The organism is Burkholderia ubonensis subsp. mesacidophila, assembly GCF_002097715.1.
GTDB lineage: Bacteria > Pseudomonadota > Gammaproteobacteria > Burkholderiales > Burkholderiaceae > Burkholderia > Burkholderia mesacidophila.
Genome location: NZ_CP020740.1, coordinates 51270 through 70302, shown reverse-complemented (window position 1 = coordinate 70302; position 19033 = coordinate 51270). Strand labels below are relative to the sequence as shown.

General features: G+C 61.2%; 24 protein-coding genes. 13 read left to right on the top strand and 11 right to left on the bottom strand.

The features are described from left to right. Positions 1-156 precede the first annotated feature (156 nt). The 4 genes from B7P44_RS35365 (at position 157) to B7P44_RS35350 (ending at position 2470) form a co-directional block, all read left to right on the top strand. Complete coding sequence (locus B7P44_RS35365) at positions 157-519, top strand: hypothetical protein (protein ID WP_084910864.1); 363 nt, start codon at positions 157-159, stop codon at positions 517-519. Between the two features lie 114 nt (positions 520-633). Next, a complete protein-coding gene (locus tag B7P44_RS35360) occupies positions 634-1083 on the top strand; it encodes a hypothetical protein (protein ID WP_084911021.1) in 450 nt (149 codons plus the stop codon). Further along, positions 1071-1904: a hypothetical protein gene (locus tag B7P44_RS35355; RefSeq protein WP_084910862.1), complete on the top strand. Its 834-nt coding sequence runs from the start codon at positions 1071-1073 to the stop codon at positions 1902-1904. Before B7P44_RS35360 ends, B7P44_RS35355 begins: the two co-directional genes overlap by 13 nt. A gap of 11 nt (positions 1905-1915) precedes the next feature. Further along, complete coding sequence (locus B7P44_RS35350; protein ID WP_084910860.1) at positions 1916-2470, top strand: single-stranded DNA-binding protein; 555 nt, start codon at positions 1916-1918, stop codon at positions 2468-2470. Between the two features lie 49 nt (positions 2471-2519). Here the strand turns inward: B7P44_RS35350 and B7P44_RS37705 are convergent, their stop codons facing one another. Beyond that, the gene (locus B7P44_RS37705; RefSeq protein ID WP_231716888.1) at positions 2520-2675 is read right to left on the bottom strand and encodes a hypothetical protein; all 156 of its coding nucleotides are present in this window, start codon (positions 2673-2675) and stop codon (positions 2520-2522) included. A gap of 230 nt (positions 2676-2905) precedes the next feature. On the opposite strand from B7P44_RS37705, the gene B7P44_RS35340 reads away from it, so the two are divergent. Together B7P44_RS35340 and B7P44_RS35335 are read left to right on the top strand one after the other, a co-directional pair. Next, positions 2906-4048 carry a DUF7146 domain-containing protein gene (locus B7P44_RS35340; RefSeq protein ID WP_084910858.1) on the top strand — a complete coding sequence of 381 codons (1143 nt, stop codon included), beginning with the start codon at positions 2906-2908 and terminating at the stop codon, positions 4046-4048. Between the two features lie 93 nt (positions 4049-4141). Further along, positions 4142-4369, top strand: coding sequence for a hypothetical protein (locus B7P44_RS35335; protein WP_231716887.1), 228 nt, complete (start codon positions 4142-4144; stop codon positions 4367-4369). A gap of 44 nt (positions 4370-4413) precedes the next feature. Here the strand turns inward: B7P44_RS35335 and B7P44_RS35330 are convergent, their stop codons facing one another. From B7P44_RS35330 to B7P44_RS35320, 4 genes are all read right to left on the bottom strand, one after another. Continuing rightward, positions 4414-4668, bottom strand: a complete 255-nt coding sequence (locus B7P44_RS35330) for a hypothetical protein (RefSeq protein WP_084910856.1) — start codon at positions 4666-4668, stop codon at positions 4414-4416. Continuing rightward, on the bottom strand, positions 4665-4820 hold the full coding sequence (locus B7P44_RS37310; protein ID WP_167389846.1) for a hypothetical protein: 156 nt from the start codon (positions 4818-4820) through the stop codon (positions 4665-4667). Before B7P44_RS37310 ends, B7P44_RS35330 begins: the two co-directional genes overlap by 4 nt. A gap of 118 nt (positions 4821-4938) precedes the next feature. Continuing rightward, positions 4939-5274, bottom strand: coding sequence for a hypothetical protein (locus B7P44_RS35325; RefSeq protein ID WP_084910854.1), 336 nt, complete (start codon positions 5272-5274; stop codon positions 4939-4941). A gap of 9 nt (positions 5275-5283) precedes the next feature. Beyond that, positions 5284-6288: a PRTRC system protein D gene (locus B7P44_RS35320; protein ID WP_084910852.1), complete on the bottom strand. Its 1005-nt coding sequence runs from the start codon at positions 6286-6288 to the stop codon at positions 5284-5286. Between the two features lie 1520 nt (positions 6289-7808). On the opposite strand from B7P44_RS35320, the gene B7P44_RS35315 reads away from it, so the two are divergent. After that, complete coding sequence (locus B7P44_RS35315; protein ID WP_084910850.1) at positions 7809-8954, top strand: integrase domain-containing protein; 1146 nt, start codon at positions 7809-7811, stop codon at positions 8952-8954. A 201-nt stretch (positions 8955-9155) separates the two neighbouring features. Here the strand turns inward: B7P44_RS35315 and B7P44_RS35310 are convergent, their stop codons facing one another. The 6 genes from B7P44_RS35310 to B7P44_RS35285 form a co-directional block, all read right to left on the bottom strand. Beyond that, positions 9156-9740: a cold shock domain-containing protein gene (locus B7P44_RS35310; RefSeq protein ID WP_084910848.1), complete on the bottom strand. Its 585-nt coding sequence runs from the start codon at positions 9738-9740 to the stop codon at positions 9156-9158. A gap of 82 nt (positions 9741-9822) precedes the next feature. Further along, complete coding sequence (locus B7P44_RS35305) at positions 9823-10494, bottom strand: Lar family restriction alleviation protein (protein WP_084910846.1); 672 nt, start codon at positions 10492-10494, stop codon at positions 9823-9825. Positions 10495-10604: 110 nt separating this feature from the next. Continuing rightward, positions 10605-11024 carry a hypothetical protein gene (locus tag B7P44_RS35300; protein WP_084910844.1) on the bottom strand — a complete coding sequence of 140 codons (420 nt, stop codon included), beginning with the start codon at positions 11022-11024 and terminating at the stop codon, positions 10605-10607. Positions 11025-11077: 53 nt separating this feature from the next. Next, on the bottom strand, positions 11078-12307 hold the full coding sequence (locus tag B7P44_RS35295; RefSeq protein WP_084910842.1) for a DUF1173 family protein: 1230 nt from the start codon (positions 12305-12307) through the stop codon (positions 11078-11080). Further along, positions 12304-12639, bottom strand: coding sequence for a hypothetical protein (locus B7P44_RS35290; RefSeq protein WP_133118016.1), 336 nt, complete (start codon positions 12637-12639; stop codon positions 12304-12306). Before B7P44_RS35290 ends, B7P44_RS35295 begins: the two co-directional genes overlap by 4 nt. 102 nt (positions 12640-12741) lie before the next feature. Continuing rightward, complete coding sequence (locus B7P44_RS35285; protein WP_084910838.1) at positions 12742-13437, bottom strand: hypothetical protein; 696 nt, start codon at positions 13435-13437, stop codon at positions 12742-12744. A gap of 557 nt (positions 13438-13994) precedes the next feature. On the opposite strand from B7P44_RS35285, the gene B7P44_RS35280 reads away from it, so the two are divergent. The 6 genes from B7P44_RS35280 to B7P44_RS35260 all read left to right on the top strand — a co-directional run bounded on the left by B7P44_RS35280 (position 13995) and on the right by B7P44_RS35260 (position 19031). Continuing rightward, positions 13995-14996: an N-6 DNA methylase gene (locus B7P44_RS35280; protein WP_084911016.1), complete on the top strand. Its 1002-nt coding sequence runs from the start codon at positions 13995-13997 to the stop codon at positions 14994-14996. A 360-nt stretch (positions 14997-15356) separates the two neighbouring features. Continuing rightward, a complete protein-coding gene (locus B7P44_RS35275) occupies positions 15357-17030 on the top strand; it encodes a PRTRC system ParB family protein (protein ID WP_084910836.1) in 1674 nt (557 codons plus the stop codon). A 76-nt stretch (positions 17031-17106) separates the two neighbouring features. Then, complete coding sequence (locus B7P44_RS35270) at positions 17107-17562, top strand: PRTRC system protein E (RefSeq protein ID WP_084911014.1); 456 nt, start codon at positions 17107-17109, stop codon at positions 17560-17562. A gap of 8 nt (positions 17563-17570) precedes the next feature. After that, a complete protein-coding gene (locus tag B7P44_RS35265; RefSeq protein WP_084910834.1) occupies positions 17571-17789 on the top strand; it encodes a PRTRC system protein C in 219 nt (72 codons plus the stop codon). After that, positions 17782-18000 carry a hypothetical protein gene (locus B7P44_RS37700; protein WP_231716886.1) on the top strand — a complete coding sequence of 73 codons (219 nt, stop codon included), beginning with the start codon at positions 17782-17784 and terminating at the stop codon, positions 17998-18000. Before B7P44_RS35265 ends, B7P44_RS37700 begins: the two co-directional genes overlap by 8 nt. Continuing rightward, the gene (locus tag B7P44_RS35260) at positions 17922-19031 is read left to right on the top strand and encodes a PRTRC system protein F (RefSeq protein WP_231716890.1); all 1110 of its coding nucleotides are present in this window, start codon (positions 17922-17924) and stop codon (positions 19029-19031) included. The genes B7P44_RS37700 and B7P44_RS35260 overlap by 79 nt, the downstream gene beginning before the upstream one ends. Positions 19032-19033: the final 2 nt, after the last annotated feature.

The window sequence follows — 19033 nt, the reverse complement described above, 5'->3', positions numbered from 1 at the left end:
CGCACCTTCCTTTCGATCGGCCCTGAGCTGTTTCGTGCGCTGACCACATGGTTGCGGACGAAAGTGCTTCGCGCCGATTTCCTTGCTCGTTCTGAGCATCGAAACCACCGGGCATTGTCCGGACATTCCCTTGTTCGATTTTCTCTGGAGAGAAAGATGTTGAAGTCCCTGATCAGCGGCGCGGTCAAATCGCCGGCCAAGCTCCTCGCTCTGTGCCTGGCGGTATATATCGCCGCGCACTCAGTTCTCGTTTTCATCTTCCTGATCGCTGCAACATTCAACCACTTCAAGAACAGCGCGAAGAGTGCACCGCGCTCTGCCGAGCGCGATAGTGGCGACCGTTACGATGTTGACGAGGCTCCCCAACAGGCGAATCGCCGCCAAGGCGCATCTGCACGTTCCGTTGTGCAGGCATCGCCGACCCCGCAACGGCAGTACGCGAAATCGGCCGTTGTCATCCCCATGAAGGCGCGGTCTAGTCCGACGAGCGCCCAATCTCTGAAGACGGGCACGAAGTAAGTCGCCCCTGTCCGACCATGCGAAGAAATTCGCACGGTCGCCCCCTATCTCCCACCGGGAACCACGTTCCCGGTAAGGGGAATGAGGTGCCCGGTCGATACACGGAGCACGTTCATGGAACCGCATGTGGCTGGTTGGCAGCTCGACATGTTCGGCAGCGAATCGCCGATTCTCATCACCCCACCTAAACCCGATCCCCTGCCGGATCCCGATCTCTGGGAGCCGCACGTGCGGGAAAAGCTTGCCGAGGCGGTGGTCTTCTTCGCCCTCGACAGCCGACATAGCGACAACGTGCCCGAAGCGTTGATCGACTGCGCCGAAATGCTGCATCAACGGCTGTGCAACCGGCCGGTCGACAAGGTCGACTACTACGCGACGCTCGGCTGGATCATGGAGCTTTGGACGGGAGCGATCCCGTACCAAGTCGTCTGCGCGCTCGGGCGAGTGCGGCCGCGCGCAATGCAGGACGCGATCCGAGACAATCCGTTGCTCAACTATGACTTCATCCGACTCAACCGCTGGTGTAGCGGTCAACTGTCGCTGGAGGCGCAATGGGTGGCGTAGCGATGTTTTTCACACGCCTGCTCGCGCAAGCGTTTCCCGGCGGCCCCCGGGCGTCGACGGCACATCAGCCGCCGGCGTCTGGAAGCGGTGAACGCACGGTCGGGACTGGCGCATCCAACGAAACGTTCGTGACGATCGATGGGATCGCCCATCTGTTCGTCGACGAAGGCGATTGCGTGGTCGAGTTCGCACCGGCATTTGACGACGCACCAGGCGACACGATGTTCGGTACGAAGATCCTGCCGGCGCTGGCGCCACATTGGGCGCTGGTGAACGAGCACGCGGTTCCGCTGAAGGATGCGATTGCCACGGCGATCCGTCGCGAAAGCGTACCGGCGTCTGCCGCACCGGGCGGTACCTCGGCATCTGCAGATTCGGATCCTCGGCCGCCGCAACCGTCGGACGCGCCGCAATCGACATCTGACGAAGAAGGCGAACGACGCCGCTCATCACCAACAGGCGAGTCCAGTCGGTCCTGGAATCAGCGTGGTGGCAGTGATGACGCGTGGCGTTCGTCCGCGGTTGAAGGCCGGATCACGGGTTGGGGCGAAGAAACCTTCCCCGATCGTCGACAGGGTAAATCTCGTACCTATCGTTCGTTTGCACTTCGTCTCGAGACGCGGGGCGGTGAGCAGGTACTACAGGGCGAGGGACTGAAAGAAGCGATCAACGACTGTGGTTGCCGCGTCGGCGACATCGTCACGGTGAAGCGTCTGCGCAAGATCAAGGTACCGGCGTTCCGCAAGGACGACGGTTCACCCATTCACAAGAACGGCCAGCAAGTCATGTGGGACAAGTGGCTGTGGTCAATTACCAAATGAAGGAGTTCTAGATGGCCTCTGTTAACAAAGTGATCCTCGTCGGCAATCTCGGTGCGGATCCGGAAGTACGCTACCTGCCGAGTGGTGATGCCGTGGCAAATGTGCGTCTTGCGACGACCGACCGCTACAAGGACAAGGCGAGCGGCGAGTTCAAGGAAATGACCGAGTGGCATCGCATCGCGTTCTTTGGCCGGCTGGCCGAGATCGTGAGCGAGTACCTGAAGAAGGGCAGCTCGATCTACATCGAAGGCAGGATTCGCACACGCAAATGGCAAGGCCAGGACGGGCAGGATCGCTACTCGACCGAGATCGTTGCTGACCAGATGCAGATGCTCGGCGGCCGCAATAATGGCGGCCGCGGCGAAGGCGGTGGTCACGGTGGCGATGGTGAGTTCGAGCAGGGCACGCGCCGTCAGGTAGCTGCCCCGGCATCGCGCCCGGCATCCAGCCAACCGCCTGCAAACACCTCGGCACGTCCCCAGCATTCGGCGCCCCCGCCGGCTCAGACGCAGTCGCATGGTGGCGGCGGCGGCTTCGACGACATGGATGACGACATTCCGTTCTGATTTCCCGTATCCGAGCAAGCCGAGGGCCGCGCTCTGATCCCGGGAAAGCTCACCATTCAGCTTCGCTCTCCCGATTTTTCTCACCTTTAGCGTGTGACGTGCCCTTGGGCACGTCACACGCCGTCTTTCTTCCTTCCCGCATTTCCTTGGTCCGCTGACGTTGCTGAACCAAGCCGACGCGCTCGCGCACGGCTTCGTTGAGCAAGCGTTTCTGCGCCTGTCTCAGGCATCGATAAAACCCGCAATCCGAAAGGAGAGATCTATGAACGTGAAGTGTTTTTGCCTTTCGCGCCGCACGGGGCTCTTCGTGTCACGTCGATTCGACGCGACGTTGGAGGACTCGACGGTCGAGGGAGTTGGTGATCCATCCGTGCTGACTGCTCGAGTGGCGGCCGATGCACGCGTTTCCGCCGTCGGTCGAATGGAGGACGAATCATGCGTGAACTGAAAAAGCTGAATCTTGCGGCCCTGGACTGGAACAACATCTTTCCGCACTACATCGACAGTCGATTTCTTGGCAATGGCAAGCGTTGGTGGACGTGCCCGCTCTGTGATGGGGAAGAGACATTTCGGCTCTTTCCCGCCGAAAAAGACCCTAGCGGCGGTTGGCATTGCGCACGTTGCCTGAAGGGGGGCACGGGTGTGCAGCTTATCCGTGAGGTGACTGGCAAGCCGTATCGCGAGATCTACTATGAGCTCGAGACCGGCAACTACAACGGCGGCATTCCCGTCGCAGTAGCGCGCAAGGCGAAGCCTGTCCCGGCCCGGCCTGAAAAGAGCGACAAGCAGAAATGTTGCGAGATGCAGGCAGCATGGGATGGTGCCGCCCCGGTCACGAGCGATTCGCCTGTGTGGACCTACCTGTCCACGCGAGTTCCGGGGCTGCGGCTTGAATGGATCGGACGTGATGTGCGCTATCACCCTGGCATGGAGTACATCGACGCCTTCGGGAAGAAGCAGGGGAAGTTTCCCGTGATGCTGCTGCGAGCGCGATCGCAGGTCGGAAAGCCGCGGCGCCTCCACCGGACCTACGTCACCGTTGACGGCGAGAAGGTTCCTTTTCGCACGAAGAAAGGGAAACAGCGAGCGAAGTTGGAGATGAGCGCGCCGGCCGGAAGTTTCGGGTCGTCGGTGTTGCTCAACACGACGCGGTCTCGCACGCTGGCGTTGGTGGAAGGCGCAGAGACTGGTTTTGCGGTCGTCGCTCGGTATGAGAATCGCATCGAGGTACGCAGCCTGCTGAATTGCGGTGCCCTCGAACATGCCGATATCAACTGGACCGACTACGACCACGTGATCATCTACGCCGATCGCGATGAGGTCGACCGTCTGCGGGGCTTTAGGCCAGGTGAACATCACGCGCAGGTCCTTGCCGATCGTATTCGCGAACACGGCAAGCGCGTTTCGATCGTGACGTCAGTGGTCGACGGCGTGGATTTCTGCGACGTGTGGAAGATGCAGCACCAGCGGCGGACGCGACAGCGTGAACTCGTCCGGGCCCGACAACTAGCGCGCGAGGAAACGCGGAAGCGGAACTTGGCGCGAATCCGCAGTTTTGAGATGTGCGCAGCAGTGTGACTTTGACGCCGGCGTTTGCCGGCACATCTTTTCTTACCCGGTGGGGATACGTCCCCTCCGGGCCGTATAGCGCCGGGCCACATCACGAGGTGAATGATGGGCTCGTTTCGACTTGTGCTGGATGAGTTTGAGGTGGTCGAGGCACCACCTGCGGTGGCGCCTGAGGGATCGCCGGACCACTCCGAAGGCCCGCGCTTCGACGTGATCGACCGGCAGCTTGAAGGTGACGATCGCTACATCCTCCGGGATGAAGCGTTCCAGCCGGCGGTCGATTTTTGTATGGCTTGGCTCGAAGAAAAAGCGAAGAGCAAGACGCATTAACGTGGCAAAAGGCGGCTTCCCTCGGGAAGTCGCCTTTTTTTTGCTCAATCGCCCACGAGGATGAGCACCAGGAGGAGCACGAAGCGGAAGATCCGCCACGTCCCACTGGCCCACAGTGCGCCGATCGCGCCACCGAAGAGAAACAGCATGGCGAGGTCACCCGCACCCGCCTTGCGCATGAAGCAACCGACCAGCCAGATCGCCGAGCACGCCATCACGATGAGGAGGCGGCGCAGCACAAAAGGGAGGGCGCGGAACCTGCGGGCGATCGCTGACAGCGCTCCGGCGACGGCGTTCATTTCCCGTCCTTGTTGTTGGCCATGTGGGCGTGCCACGCGGCGACGAAGTACTCGGCTGCGATGACGGCCGCCGCTGCGGCGAGCCAAAAGAACGGGGACGCCAGCTTGTGGATCAATTCCCCGTTGCGGACCCAGTCGATCAGTTCCAGCATGTTGTTCTCCTTATCCACCGGTGCAGGGCGTGGAACACGCCTTGAACACCGACCTCGTACTGCCATTTTCTCAGGTCTATTCGAAAAGCAAGTCGCGATCAAACGCGGTGGTCTCCTGTCACATCCACGTCCCGAGCTGATCGTTAAGCGAGTCGTCAAAGCCCACCCTGTCGAGGCTTCCATCCCCGACGCGGAGCATCTGAAACTCCTCGCTACCGCCCGCGTCCGTGTTGCGTGCGGGTGGTGCCTGTCGTGGTGTCGGCGTCGCAAACGTCGCGGCCGCCGGCGGGGCGGTGATGCCGTGCCCAGTCAACTCCTGACGCAGCGCGGCTTCCGCCAGCGACTTGAGAACGGCTGCCCGGCGACGGGCCGAGGGACACGTGCTCAACCGCTCGAACAGCAGCGGCGACACGAGCTCGTTGATCGTGATGGTCATCTCGATCTTGTCGCTCATGTCGGCTCCTTATCGACGTTCGCGAGCGATGGTCGATTCACCGACCAACAGGAATCCTCGAACGTTCGCGTAACACGGCGCGTCGATCACCTCAATCACAACGCGCGGAAACGCGCGGCGAATGATCGCCGCGTATAGTGCCGCGCCTCCGCCGGCCAGGATAATCGACCGGACGTTCGCCAGCCGGCCGACGTTGTTCTGTATTTCCTTCACGACACCCGAGATCAGCGGTTGCGCCTGCTCGAGATAGGGCGCGAGGTCGATGTTGGTACCGTAGAAGAAGAAAGGCTTCTGTTCGCGCAGCGCCTTGTCGATCCGCTCGATATCTTCTACAGCGTCGCCCTGGTCCCGCGCAATCAGCGACGCGATCCGCTGATAGATCTGCGATGCGCCGCCCGGCATGCCCCCGCTGCGCTTGTCGTCCATCGTGAAACCGCTCGCGTAGACCCAATCTGTCGTGAAGTAGCCGACGTCGATGACGAGGTGCTCGACATCTCGCGCGAAGCCGCCTTGGCGGTTGCTGGACGCGAGGACGAGCGAGCCGAGCGGCTGCGGGATCACCATGACCTTGTCGATCTTCACGCGGCCGGCGCCGAAATCCAATTCGCCGGCGAAGCGTTCCTTGAGTTCGGCCGCGTACTTCTTCATATTGTGGACCGGCAGGCCAAGCACCAGGCGTTCGATGTGTGAGACGCCGGCGAAGTGGATTGCGCCGAAGAGCAGCGCGGCATAGTTGTCCGAGAGGACGTAGTCGTCCGCAAGTGTGCGCCCCGTGTTGCCGTAGGCGGCGGTTAGCGAGACGTCGGGGCCGACCTCGTACTCGACCTGATCGACTACGATCGGGGCGACCTTGCGCGCGGTCAGAATCCCTTCTCCGTAGCCGGCGAGGGAGCGACTGGCCGCAAGTGGCGCAAGGGAGGGGAACATGCCGGTGGCGACAGAGTTGTTCGCGGCCCTGTGGGCGTACTTCGTATTGCCGTAGCCGACGTCGATAGCAAAGACTGCAGTTCTCAAGAGCGACTCCTTCGGTCGATGGTTTGGGGATGGCAGGTGCAACGTCGAACCCGGAGTCGGACTCCGGCACAACATCCATTCAAAAGTCCTAGATAAAGTCGGACGTTGACAACGGGCCATTTCCGAAGTCGGACATAAAGTGGGAGATAGCAGTGGCGAGCCCTTGAATCTCCCGGATAAAGTCCGAGATTGCGTGATTCAGTCTATCTAGCGCGGTGCAAAGTCAAGTTTCGGAAAGCGGCGCACTTCCCACCAGCTTTCGCGCGTCCGTGCGTGACAAATCGGCCTATTCTTGGCATCACCTACCGCGTCATCGACGCATCGAACCTGAGCGTCAGGCGCTCAAGCCCCCCTTCTGGCCCGTCCTGGGCCTCCTACGCAGTGAAATGTCCGGGCCGCACTTTGAAGCGGCCTTTTTCTGAAGCAAATCAAATACACAGTGGTCCACCTTGAGGACCCCTGGACAGTGCGATATCCATACGATCGGCGGCGGTTTGCCGCAATGGGACGCAATGAGGACATGTGGACACCGGACACCGGACAGTCCACGCGGCCTCGTTGGCGTCTGCTCACGCCCTTTCAGCGAACGAGCTGGGTGCGTTCAGGAAGCCCGATACACCGCGGCTGACATGAACGTGCTTGGGGGCGGGGGAAGTCTTGCGACCCGGAGAGACCGGTATCGCGATTCCCTGATTGGAAGAACGAACGGTAGGCGCAGCCGTAACCCAAATGCGCAGCAGGAATTGCCCGGCACTTAGCCCGGCGCCGGCGACCGCGAGGATCGTCGACGTCGAGACGCGCAAGCGTCAGGCTGGCAGGGTAGCCACGAAGCTGAACTGTGCGGAGACAATCCGCGCAGCGCGTCCGACAAAGCGGGCGAGAAATGACCGGCGACGGCTTGCGCGAAGCGCGGGCTGCGTCGGTCACGGCAGCAGGATGGACGGTCGGATTGCATGCACTTCCCATGCACCGGGCTGATCGGATGGAATCGCTAAAGGACCGGAAGCAGCAGGACCGCGCCGACGGATATCGGCGGAGCCATTTGTGCGAGAGCAATGGCGGTAGAGGAAGGGACCGGGGCAGCGCCAGGTAGGGGCGCTCACGCGATGGATGATGGAGCGTCTTCTTGAGACGGCACAAACAATCAGGAATGGATCGCGCTGGCCGACCTTGGGAAAGGCAGCGCGGAGCGAGTGCCGTTGATTGATGCACGATCCGCGGTACCGAGCGGATGTCGCGCGAGCCGACGGCGCCGCACGAAGTAGGCTTCTTGGGTGGGGCGGCACTCGAGCGTGGTGCAGCGAACGTCGGTTCTTGACGGTGCTCCCTCGCGTCGTACGATGGGTTCGCGAATAGGATCGACACTCGCTCTATCGGTTGAGGCCGACGACGTCGCGGAGCGTGAGATCTGCGCGGGCGCCGCGGAAAGGTGCGACGAGCTCGGGATGAACGGTTAACGGTATTGAGCGGTGGGTGAATCCCGCCGGGTGTGAGCGGCGTCGGCCGCAAGGAGTAGGTGTATGGCTGCGATCCTCAACGTTCGCGCTGTTGTGGGCCGCTATCGACTGTCGCCCGAGTTGCGCGATGCGCTGCTGGTGCTCTTCGATCAGCACGTCGCGGAGATCCACAGCACGACGCGGATCAGCAAACGCGCGTTGTCGATCAAGACGCAGGAATACCGGGCAACGGCGATTTGCAAGGCGTTCGTTGAACTACGCGAAGGCGGGTTCGCCTTGCAAACCCCCTGGTCGTTGAAAACCAAGCACGTCGAATACCTCGTCGATCGATGGGTGATGGATGAGCAGTCGGGCGGCACGATCGAGAACAAGCTCACGTATCTGCGGGCGCTCGCGCAGTGGCTGGGCAAGGCGAATCTCGTCGGCACGCTTGGCGATTACGTCGATCGTCGTCAGGCGGGTCTTGAGCGGAGCTACGTGGCGATAGAGGACAAATCGTGGGTGGCGAACGGGGTGGACGCCGCGGCCAAGATCGAGGAGATCGCGAAGACGTGTCCGTACACGGCGGTACAACTCAAGCTGCAGGCGGCGTTTGGGCTGCGCGTCGAGGAGAGCTTTATGCTCCGCCCAGTGGAAGCCGTGCGCGATCCGCGAACGCTTGCGGTGACGAGGGGAACGAAGGGTGGTCGACCACGTGAAGTACCGATCGAGCGGAAGATCGCGATCCTGGAGGAGGCTGCACGCCTGAGAAATGGCGTCACGGGGTCTACGATTCCGGTCGGCCGCACGCTGAAGCAGTGGCGTGACTGGTACTACTACGTTCTTGCCAAGCACGGCGTGACAAAAAGCGGGATCGGTGTGACGAGCCACGGACTGCGTCATGAATATCTGCAGACACTCTATGAGGAGGTAGCCGAAGTGGCGGCGCCTATCAAGGGTTCGTCGGCGCGCCCCGATCCTGCTGCACATGAGGATGCGAAGCGGCGGGTGGTCGAGGCGGCCGGTCATAGCCGAACGTCCAAGGCGAATGCCTACCTGTCGACCTTCGCCCGGCAGGAGGAGCTGAAGAAGGCGCCGCCGACCGTCGACGCGGTGAAGCTTGCGCTCGAGGCGGCGAGAGGAAACAAGAGTCATGCCGCGGCGGCGCTGGGCATTTCGCGCCAGGCGTTGTACCGAATTCTTGGCGCGCCCAAGAGAGAAGTGACTTGATTGAACGCACTGACGCAGACGGATCGCGCAGTTCCCGTGGTCGATGATCGGGTCGCCGGAATGCGCCTGAAATTATGCGGTGATACGGAGATTGCGACGCACCTTCGCCGGCTAAACTGAGTGTGTCTCTCAGGTTCTGGCACGGCCCTCGGAAATCGCTAGAACCATCTTTAAGCCGGCGAAAGCCGGCTTTTTTTTCGCTCAGCGCCGGTGTCTTTGAGCGCCACGCACTACCAGGTCAAGTAGTGGTCTGATGCCCGACGCAAGTTTCGGGTGCGCATGGAGGAATCGCGCAAGCGGCGGTGATGTCCGGTAGTACGTCCGGATTGCCCATCGCCCCAGCTTCGTGGTCCGGAGGACGCCGTCACGGTACGCGCGGAGAGTGAGAACTTCCGGCGCGTCATAATCGCCGTAGACGGCCGACGCGATAAAGCACATACCGAACCGCTTGAACGTAGCCGCGCAGTACGGGCAAACGGACCGCTCAGGCCGGCCCCGATGCGTAATAATGCGCGGGACCATCTTCTTCTTGCAGGCGATGCATTCGACTCGGTCATCACGGTGTTGCGAAGTCGAGCCGCTGGATGCTGGTTTCTCAATGATGTGCACTTTCGCGGCGCGCGGACCCCGCTTTCCCGAAGTGGCTTCGAACTCAACGACGTACCCGTCGCGTGGGGCCTCGGCGCCGATGACGTCGCTCACGTGAAAGAAATAGTCGGTGGCCGTCTCCCCGTGGATAAAGCCGTGGCCCTTATCCTTCGAAAACCACTTTATGGTTCCTCGCATAGTTCTGTAGTTGTAGTTGGTTGAGTGCGTAATGATATCCGGCTCGCACTCTCTTGCCGGATTCCGCAGTGTTGCTCTATTTCTACCAGCGGTCGCGATCAGGCATGGCGTCGACGGCGACTGCGATCCGATCCTCGAACAGGAAGTCGCGGTGCTCGTTCGGAGAGTGAATCTTCGGGAACTGAACGTAGTCCTCGCCATCGATCTCGATCCATTTCGCCAACTGCACGAGCTTTCGATACCTTGCCGAGTCTTCGAGTACGGGTGCGATTGGCCAAGTGTCGAAGGTCACGACAGTCGCATCGACAATTCGCTGGGCCAGCATCTTGAAGATCGGGCCGATCTCCGTCCAGTCTCCGTCTGCGCGGGACAACATGTCGAGCACCAGCTGCGCGTCGCACGCGCCGAGCTCGCGCTCGATGAGCTTGCGTAGATCATTTTGCGTCACCGCCGGTCTGTTGAGGCGCCGGTTCCATGTTTCAGCGCACCGGTTTTTCGCGGCCGTCTCGTCGTCTCCAACCGGTTCCCATTGCGTCGACATCCCGCATCCGGTGCAGCAGATGCAGACCAGCGATTCGGTAAGAGGGGCTTCAGGGGGGCGGGGAAGTACATCACCAAAACGAGGAGGGCCGCCGAAACGGCCGAACTGGCTAAAATCGAATCGGTGATTCTCGTCGCATTCAACGAGTCGTTGCGATCGGCCGACGGTCGGCCGGCCGCCACAATGCTCACATGGATAGAGCTGTTCGATCATTTTAGAAAGAATATTGTTTTCAAGTCGCCCGCATTATTCCTGTTTTTGCGAGTCGGCAATACCGAGAAAAGCGCTGATATTCCTTCCGATTGTTGTTTGCTCCGTCCGGATTAGCCGCCCGACGCGCGCTTCTCCGCGGCGCGAATAAGGGACAAGAGCGCGCCAGTAGATGGTCCCGAGGGGTTGGTTTTACCGGAGGATGTCACGACGACGTGACTCGAGTCGGTAGGAGATACTCGCAGCGCGGACTGCTGATTGTCGACGACCCAGAAATGCCACGCGCGCGCGTAGTGCCACCAGGTGCTCGCGCGTTCCAGCTCGCCCCACGACGCCCGGAACTCGAGGATCGCACCGAAGCTGGTGAAGACCGCGCACCGCATGCCGTGAGCATCGGTGACCGCGATGGCGAGTTGGCGGCCGCCGGAGATGGAGTCGCTCTGGTGGCATGCCATGGAGAGGGCGGGGAATTGCGGGCCCCACTGGTCGGTTCGGGAGACCGCGCGTTGGAGGAACAGCGCCTTGCCGTGCATTGGAACCATCCTGGTTGAGAAGGTGCATCCATCTTGCCGCGCGCACGGCGAAGTCAAGGCCCGGCGTTTCGTCGTGCGGCGGGTGGTAATGGGACGTCGCCGAGCGCGGTCACGTCGATATCCCACTCGACAGCATGGATCCCGCGCGCGACTCGAAGACACCGCTTTTCTCGTTTGCGAGCCTCGTACTCGGCCACGCCGTTCATGCCGTACACCTCGATGTGGGTTGGAACTGTCGTGTCCGTGAGGATGAAGTCGGGCAGCATCTCGGCCCCATCTTCGAGCCGGATCGGTTTGTCGAAGCGGCGGCCTTCGGCAACGAGCCGATTTGCCATTGCGACTTCGTGGATCGAATCGCAGGTGATGTAGTTGGCGGAACAGAGCATGGCGGCGAAATTGACCACCACGTGATGTCCCTTGGGCGTGCACTCGATTACGAGAATTGCAACCACCCTGGCGTCACGGTTACCGAGCGGGCGTAGCGCGTGGCTGTACCGCTTTTCTGCGAGGGCGACCAAATCGGTGCTGCAGTAGTACCGCTTCGCGCTCTGGCGCAAAGTGATCGACCGGCCGTAAGGGGTCGTGCCGATTTCCGAGATCTCGCCGACGACGAGGCCGCGATGGTTCGTACCTTCTCGCTGGCCGACACGGCCGAGAAATGCATCGAACTCGGCGTTGATCGCTGCTCGGTCGGCTTCCTGGTACCTGCGCATGACGTGCAGTACCTGTTCAGCAGGTTCGCCGTTGATCACGGCGTCACCCACCCCGGCGAGGACACGCGCATTGCAGACACCCCAGTTCCGCGTTCGGTCGGTCCCGGACCATCGATTCAGACCGGCGATTTGCCAGAGCGCTTGCAGGAAGCCGAGGAGCGGCGCCGACCGGCGTGAGGTTGCGGGTGCGCCGGCTTGCCGAGGGCTCTTGGACGCCGCGCCGACCGCGCGCTGCGTGAGGGCGACGTCGAGCTTCACCCGCAAGCCCGCCGCGGTGGCAACGATTCCCGGCAGGGTCTTGCCTGCGTCGCTTCCGCCTTCGTTCGCGTCCTTGTGGAACGAACAAGACTGGCGGTCGTGCAGAGGACCTTCATCCGGCCACCCGGCGAGGTGCAGCAGGCTACCGTATCGGCGGATCTGGAGGCGGAGCGGGGCCGCGGCGCCACGGCAAAGGCACTGCGCGTGGCCCGGATTGATCTTCGCGCGCTCGAGCTGGCGGACGAAGGCAACGGGATGTTCCTGGACGTCCTCGAGCGACACGGTGACGCCGGCGAAGAAAACATCGGTCATGTTGCACTCCGGTCTATCTGGCTAGTGGGCCGGTGCGTGCGGAGTCCCGGCGGATCGAATTTGCGTCCAGTGGCTTTCTCGGTAAGGAACCACTGCCCGTGCGACAGCCGGGTAACGTGGCAAAAAGGAAAGCGCTGCTCCATGAGCATCGTCTCGTTGGCATTTCGATGCTTGCGCCAATGATTCAGGTGTCGGAGGATTTCCGCGATCGCCCATCCGCCGGCGAACAGTCCCGCCACCGCGCAGGCAAAGACCATCGTGGTGTGCGGGCCGAGCCGGGTGAAGAACATCACAAGGTCGACAATCACCGCGACCGCGAGTGTGATCGGCACGAGAGGTTTCATTTCGGGGCATGACCCAGGCTGGGGCTATAAAGGGGAAGACGTCCTGCGTAGCGATCAGCTCGCGCGCAGGAAATCGGACGCGTCACGCGGTTAGTGAGTGCGCATCTGTGTCGCACCATCGGCCGCGCAGTTGACACGTTGCCTGAGAAGGAAGTGAAAGCGGCGGCGGAAAACGTTCGGAAAGTAGTTCGCCGGCGAAACGATTGCGATGGCGGAGGTTCCTAGCATCCAGATTCCCCCGGCACAGCGCGCCGTGGCTTCGGCGACCGAGTCGAACATGTCGAGAACCTGGCCGTGGTTGGCGAGCGATTGAACCGTGCGGCTGACGATCAGAGCGGTTTGGGCCGTGTGGTGCGGGTCTATCCACAGATTGATGAGGACCGCCCAAATTGCGAGAAGCGGCGCAACGGCGAAGGCGAGTAGCGCGCCGTACAGGAGAGTTCTTCCGACGACCAGAAATTGCGACGCGTAGATGGCAGGATCGAGTGCCACGCCGAGCTTTAACTCCGCGACTTCGCGAGCCGGGAGCGTGCCGACCTGCACGCCATTCACAAGGATCTGACGAACCGACGTCGCATCGTCCGATTTGGCGTCGAGCTCGATCTCAGCGATTTTTTTTCGCCGACCGAAGTCGAGCGCGAGCGCGAAAGCAAGTGCGAGGATGGCGCCGGTATATGCGTTGCTCGGGCCGGACCAGCCGACAAAAAGACACCAGACGATGCTCGTCACTCCCGTGACGAACGCGAGACTTCCAAGGTTGCGAGGGTGGGACAACGAAAGGATCATGGCTTCTCCTGAGAAAGAGGGAACCCCAGCGCGGCGGGTGTTGAGGTCGATTGTGGCCAACGGCCATGACGCATTCAGGTGGAAAGGCATGGCAATACGGTTAGCTTTCCGGCGGCAACCGATAGCAGGTTGGTGACCGGCCACCGAAGCGGGAAAAGCTATACGGTTTTCTGGAGCTTTCTGGGGTTGCCCCTGCAACCGGTTGCGGGGGAGACTAATGCCTAAAAATTGGGCATGAGCTGCGGAGGCCCGCTGCTATTGGTCGGGCGGCAGTTTTCCACAAGCTTGTTCAGCGATTCTGTGGGTATCTCGCGACAACGCCGGTTACGGGTGTGTGGCGAAAGCCGCCTGCAATAGCGCTGCAATGTCAGTCGTGGGGACGCGCAACACGGGATACCATCACCGCCACCTCAGGCGTCTACGACGCATCGACCCACGGCCGCACGCGGCCTATTTACTTCACCCCTTCGGGATCACTCCCGTCGGGCGTGCTCTCCCGTCGTCAATCTGGAGAGCACCATGTCCGTTTCAACTATCCGCACGCTCGAGGCATGCGCATGAGCCTAAAGAGCGCGGAAAGAAAGTTCGCACGCGAGGCCGATCCGCATCAGGCCGAGCTCGTGAAACTGATCAAGCAGTTTGGCTATGCGCATCGGATGAGCACGGTGTTCGCCGATTTCGTAGAGATCGCCTCGATCACGCTGAGCAACAGCGTCGACAAACCGCAGTTTGATCCGCGGGAAAAGCGCTACCTCGAGATCGTCGGTAAATACACGCGGGACGAGGTTCAACTGTTTGCTCGGATGTTCGCAGAGCTGACGCTCTCGTTCGAGCACCGCCTTGGTGTCGATGACGGGCTGCCCCCGGGCACGCTCCCAAGTCCTGGCAACTTGACCGACGTGCTCGGTGAGACCTACATGATGCTGGGCATGGGGAACGACCGAGCCGGCCAGTTCTTCACGCCATATTGCGTCTCACGTCTGATGGCCGGCATGACGATCGGCGATCGCAGTGGGGCCATCGAACAGGACGGCTTCATTCGAATGGAAGAGCCCGCATGTGGTGCCGGTGGAATGGTGATCGCGGCGGCTGATGCGCTGCTGTCGATTGGAGAAAACTACCAGCAGACTTTGCATGCAACCTGCATCGACGTTGATGTGCGCTGCGTGCATATGACCTATCTGCAGCTGTCGATGATGCACATCCCGGCGATCGTCGTGCATGGGAATACGCTCTCCGGGGAAGTGTGGGGTATGTGGTACACACCGGCGCACATTCTCGGCGGTTGGCGGGCGAAGCTACGGCAGCGCAGGCAGGCGCATGCGATGCGTGAACTGCTGGCGCTGGAACGTACTACCGCCGTTCCGGACGCCGGCGTAGAGCCGGACCCGGCAGGTGGTTCGGTGTTCGACAGCGAGGTCGCCGAGGCGACAGTCGTCGAGGCGCCTGCGGCTGCCGTGGAGGATCGCGACGACGTCCTCTGCGATCTCTTCGACGAAGCGGTCGAGCAGTCGAGGAGCAGCATTTTTGAGGCGGTCGACCAGCTTGCCCTTTTCTAGGCGGGCGGCGGCGCGCCAGGTTTTTTACCCGGGCCCGATCGATTGATCGGGCCTTTTTTGTTGCTAGGCTGGGCTCCCTCGCTGCTGCGTCGACTTTCGAGCAACCCGAGAGGGGCGCAGCGTGCCAGCTAGCCAAGGGCCGGGGCAGCCCCGCGCGATAACTCATCTGCGTCCGCTATCCGCGAAAGCTAGGTGATTCTCTCGGGCTTTCCCGCGACATTCCGAAAAATCAAGAGGTATCGTTTCTTCATCTACCGCGTCTCTGACGCATCGACTCAGCCGGCACCGTCGGCATTCCTTTTTAACCCCATCGGGAACCACTCCCGATCGGGGGCAGGTTCCCCCTCTGGAGAACCTGTAATGCAACAGCCTACTATTCCCCTTCGCAGGATCAAACGTGCGCATAACCCGCGCAAGTACTTCGATCCGGCAAAAATGATGGATCTTCGTGCGAGCGTGAGAGAGCACAAGATCATCGAGCCGGTCGTCGTTCGCGCGATCAGCGATGACCCCGACTTCGACGCTGAACTGATTATCGGTGGTCGCCGTTGCTTGGCTGCTGAAGCTGAGCTTGGGCTCGACTACGACATGCCGATCGTATTCCGAAACGTCGGTGACGTGGAAGCTCGGACCCTTGCGCTCGTTGAGAACATCCAACGCGATGACCTTTCACCGTCGGAAGAGGCGATCGACGCTGCTGAATTGGTCGGGATGTACAAGGGCGACCGCGACGAGGCCGCCCGCACTCTGGGTTGGTCACGCGGGAAGCTCGACAGCAGGCTCGCGCTCATGAACTGTAGTGCGGCCGTCCTGGAGGCGCTGAATACCCGGACGATCCTACTCGGCCACGCGGAGTTGCTTGCCGCGTTGTCGAAGGAAAATCAGGATCGGGTGCTTCCGGTGATTGTCGCCGAGAAGAAGTCCGTGGCCGAGGTCAGGAAGCTTGTCGAGGGCGCGGCTTGTTCATTAGCAAGCGCAATATTCGACAAGACCGACTGCGCCACGTGTCCGCACAACTCTGCAATGCAATCGGAGATGTTCGGGGAGTCCATCGCAACGGGCAACTGCACGAATCGCCAGTGCTACAACGAAAAGACCGACAAGCAGCTCGAGGCGATTGCCGAGGGCTTTCGGGACGAGTTTCCGACCGTACGTATCGTGCGCGCCGGCGACAACCACACGCGTGTCCAGCTCGCGGTCGAAGGGCCGAACGGCGTGGGTGAGGCGCAGGCGAAGGCTTGCCACGGCTGCCAGAACTTCGGCGTCGCCGTTAGCGGGCTGCCCGATTCGCTCGGCAAGTCCTTTCGCGGACAGTGCTTCGACACCGTCTGCAATATGCGTAAGGTTGCCGATCGGATCACGGCTGAAAAGGCAGCGACGAAAGCGGCGACCCCTGACGCCAAGGGCTCACCCGCTTCGAGTAAAGCCGCGGGCAAGAGCGCGTCGAGTTCCGATGCCTCCGCGCCGGCGGCCGTAACCGTGGTCGCGGAATCGGACCGGGTGAAGCAGTACCGTGAGGCGCTCTGGCGCAAAGCGCTGCGACGTGACGTGGCAAAGGTTGCCGGGCTTTCCCGGCAATACCTGATCGCTATTGTTCTCGCGGGCTATGCTCGGCAGATCAAGGACGAAACCTTCCGCGCTGTCTTCGAGAAGGTGACCGACGAGAAATTGCCGTCCGCCGACTTCGGTAAGGCGCTGTTGCTGAGCGCGGCGACAAGCGAGGAGCAGCAGGCCACGATGATCACGGGCATGTTCGTCGCCGCGGTCGAAGGCCTCGATGTCAGCTATCTCCGGCAGCTTTGCAAACACCACAATCTCGACCTGACTCAGTACTGGAAGCTCGACAGAGAGTTTCTGGAGTTGGTAACCAAGGCCGAGATGATGGTGATCGCGGACGAGCTGGGGTTACGCGTGGCGATGGGCGACAACTTCAAGAAAGTCTTCTCGAAGTCGAAGGCCGACGTCATCACCGCATTGCTCGCAGTCGAACGATTCGCCTACGAAGGCAAGCTCCTGAAGGTTCTCAAATACTAAGCAGCGGCCGGCCATTGGCCGGACCGCATCGTTATTTTGCGCCGCTTCGAGCGGCGCTATTTATTTGGAGATTCATGTGTTTCAAGCACTGGAATCGCTGATTCGTTCAGCGGAGAAACTCGTGTTGTCGCTGGCGATGGAAGGCGATCGCATCGTCGTGGTCGTGGTTCCGTCGGGTGGCAAGGATGCCGCGCTTCGGCAACCTCTGATCCTCAAGGCGACCGCCGCCGAGCTCGACGAGGGCTTCGCGGCGGCCGTACGGAGTTTCACGGCTGCGCACCAGTCGCTTGGCGAACAGGTGCAGGCGACCAACGCCATTCTCGAAGCGCAGCAGCAGACGCAGGTGAAGAAGGCGCAGAAGGCGCTTTCAAAATCGCAAACGCCGGAGGCCGCGCAAGCTGCCTCGGCGGACGATACCGACGACGACGGTGATGGCGAGGGTGAAGCTGCAACGTCTGCCTCCTCGACGTCGTCGCCCGCGGCTGCCGAGCAAAAGCCGGCTGGCACGGATCTGTCCTCGTTGATTCGGTGAGGTGAGTGATGTCTATCAGCATTGCAGTACTCGTACGCGAGTTCACCTACAACGGTATGGCGCTCATGGATCCCGGGCCTGCGTTCTCGCCGGATCAGGTTCGTGATCTGTACACCGCTCAGTATCCGGAGCTGACGACCGCTGTGGTCGATGGTCCCGACATGAAGGGCGAGGTGGCGCACTACAAATTCGTCCGCGCAGGGGGTGCCAAGGGCGCCCATGCGTAAACCCGATCTGCTCAAAGCCCTGTCCGATCCGGATGGTGGCTTCAACCAACAGGAACCGGCCGAAAGGCCGGTTTTTCTTTATGACGAGGAAATGCGGAAATGTTCTTCGATCCTGCACTCCCTGATTCAAGCATCGCAGGTGGCTCGGCCGCGCGCTGGCAACCGCCATGCGCTGCCCCTGCCCGACGTCGACCTGCCGCTGATCTTCTGACGCTTCCATCCTTCTCGACGGAGGTGCCGGGGGCGGTTCGGTTGAAGTGGCGTGAAGACGTGAACCTGTCGGATTTGGTCCTGAAGCATTTCCAGTACGGGCCGTTGCGCGCAGGTGATGTTCATGATCCGGCCGACGCCGGCGACGCGTTCCAGCAGGCGTTTTATGCGTGGACGCGACGCCAGTATGGGCTTTTTTCCCGGCTCCGATTCGCGCCGCATCTGTTCGACGCGCATGCGGTTCGTGATGTTCTCGATGGCCTCGGTAACGGGAACAACGATGACGACCCGACGCCGCTGTTCTTCGGGTTCGGCCTTGAAGATGAGTGGGTGTACTCGCTTGAAGGGGCGATCGAGACACTGCGGTCGGCCCACCCGTTGCTGTTCCGGACGGTGATGGCCGCGTTATACCGCGCATCAGCCCGGACGATGTTCATCCGCCTGCCAGACTGGTTCATGTACGAATTTTCGTGCTGGTACTGGGACGGAGATCCGAACATTTCAGACAAGGATGCGGATGAAGCGCTGAAGGAACGCTTCGACGACGACACCGAAACCCGGTTTGCGTATCTGCCGTCGGTTGTTCGGCCACAGCTTTGTCCGGACGACGCTGATCCGTGTGTGTTTAGCGGCGGTAAGTGGCGTGATCGACGCGCCCTGACGGACCCGGAGCTGTTGCGTCTTCGCGCTCGCAGCAGGGGCATGCCTCGGCGCGTCTGCACCGAGGTGCTCAAGCTCCGCGCGCTGATGCGCCGCAGCCGTAGTCGAGATCTGCTTCACGTGAACTACGCCGCAAATCCGGCTTACGCGCTTTGCTCGGTGATCGTTGAGGACAACCAGTTTGTCGGCGACCTTCTCGATTGTCATTTCGACAATGAATCCCAATCCGGTGATGCGACAACCTACAGCGGATTTTCCCGTTTGGCGTCGACCGCAAAGGCTATCCGCCGCCAGTACGCCGACCTGGCACTGGCGTTTCGAATTCTCACTCACCTTGACCGGCTTCTTGCGCTGGTGAGTCAACCTACTTAAAG